This is a genomic window from Kitasatospora nipponensis (assembly GCF_039528135.1).
GTDB classification, from domain to species: Bacteria; Actinomycetota; Actinomycetes; order Streptomycetales; family Streptomycetaceae; genus Kitasatospora; species Kitasatospora nipponensis.
Genome location: NZ_BAAALF010000489.1, coordinates 1 through 1,165 on the forward strand (window position 1 = coordinate 1; position 1,165 = coordinate 1,165).

1 protein-coding gene is annotated in these 1,165 nt (G+C 72.3%); it reads right to left on the reverse strand.

All coding sequences use genetic code 11. From position 1 onward, the window contains the following. Window positions 1–84: 84 nt before the first annotated feature. On the reverse strand, window positions 85–1,041 hold the full coding sequence (gene metF, locus ABD323_RS41385) for a methylenetetrahydrofolate reductase [NAD(P)H] (protein WP_344447247.1): 957 nt from the start codon (window positions 1,039–1,041) through the stop codon (window positions 85–87). Between the last annotated feature and the right edge of the window lie 124 nt (window positions 1,042–1,165).

Below are 1,165 nucleotides of genomic sequence, written 5' to 3' on the forward strand. Positions count from 1 at the left end.
CGTGCTCGGCCAGCTGGATCTCCTTGCGACCGAACGGCGCCAGGGAGAGATCGGCCACCTTGAAATCGGTCAGGTTCGGGCGCGTCACAGCAACTCCTTGATAGTGGTCGTCGGCAGGGCGGGGGCCGCGAAGCGCCGCAGGCGCAGGTCGCGGTGGATCTCCAACGTCGCGTTGGAGCGGTTGAGGGTGATGTAGTGCAGTCCGGGGGCGCCCTCGTCCAGCAGGCGGGCGGCCAGGTCGGTGGCGTGCGCCACCCCGATCCGGTGCCCGGCCGCCGGGTCGTGCTCGGCGGCGGTGAGCCGGGCGGCCAGGTCGTCGGGGAAGGTCGCGTTGCTCAGCTCGGCGAAGCGCTTGATCTGGCGCGCGTCGGTGGCCGGCATGATCGCCGGGATGATCGGGACGGTGCAGCCGGCGGCCACCACCCGGTCGCGCAGCCGCAGGTAGTCCTCGGCCCGGAAGAACATCTGGGTGATGGCGTAGTCCGCCCCCGCCCGGCACTTGGCCACGAAGTGCCTGATGTCGCTCTCCCAGTCGGGCGAGCGCGGGTGGCGCTCCGGGAAGGCGGCCACCCCGATGCTGAACTGACCCAGCTCGCGCACGAGTTCGATCAGCTCGCTGGCGTGCCGCAGTCCCTGGGGGTGGGCCGTCCAGGGTCCCTGCGGGTCACCCGGCGGGTCGCCGCGCAGGGCGAGGATGTCGCGCACCCCGGCGTCCGAGTACTGGCCGACGATCCGGCGCAGCTCGGCCACCGAGTGGCCCACCGCCGTCAGGTGGGCCACCACCCGCAGCGTGGTGTGGGTGGCGATCCGCTCGGTGGCGGCGATGGTGCGCTCGCGGGAGGAACCGCCGGCGCCGTAGGTGACGGAGACGAAGGACGGCGAGACGGCCTCGACCCGGCGGATCGAGTCCCACAGCGCCCGGTCACCGGCCGGCGACTTGGCCGGGAAGAACTCGAAGGAGAACGAGGGGAGGCCGGACGCCAGGACCTCCCGGGGCCCTGGTCGGTACTGTCGGAGCAGAACGCTCTGCTGGGTGGTCATCTCCGGCCTCCTCGGCTGGTGCGCTGGCCCGCAGCGATGCGGGGCCCGGTCAACGGGCGTTGAAGTAGGTCGCCTCGGGGTGGTGGATGACGATGGCGTCGGTGGACTGCTCGGGGTGGAGCTG

Coding starts and splice junctions, on each gene's coding strand:
- metF (WP_344447247.1), bottom strand. CDS start 1,041: ATGACCACCCAGCAGAGCGTTCTGCTCCGACAGTACCGACCAGGGCCC.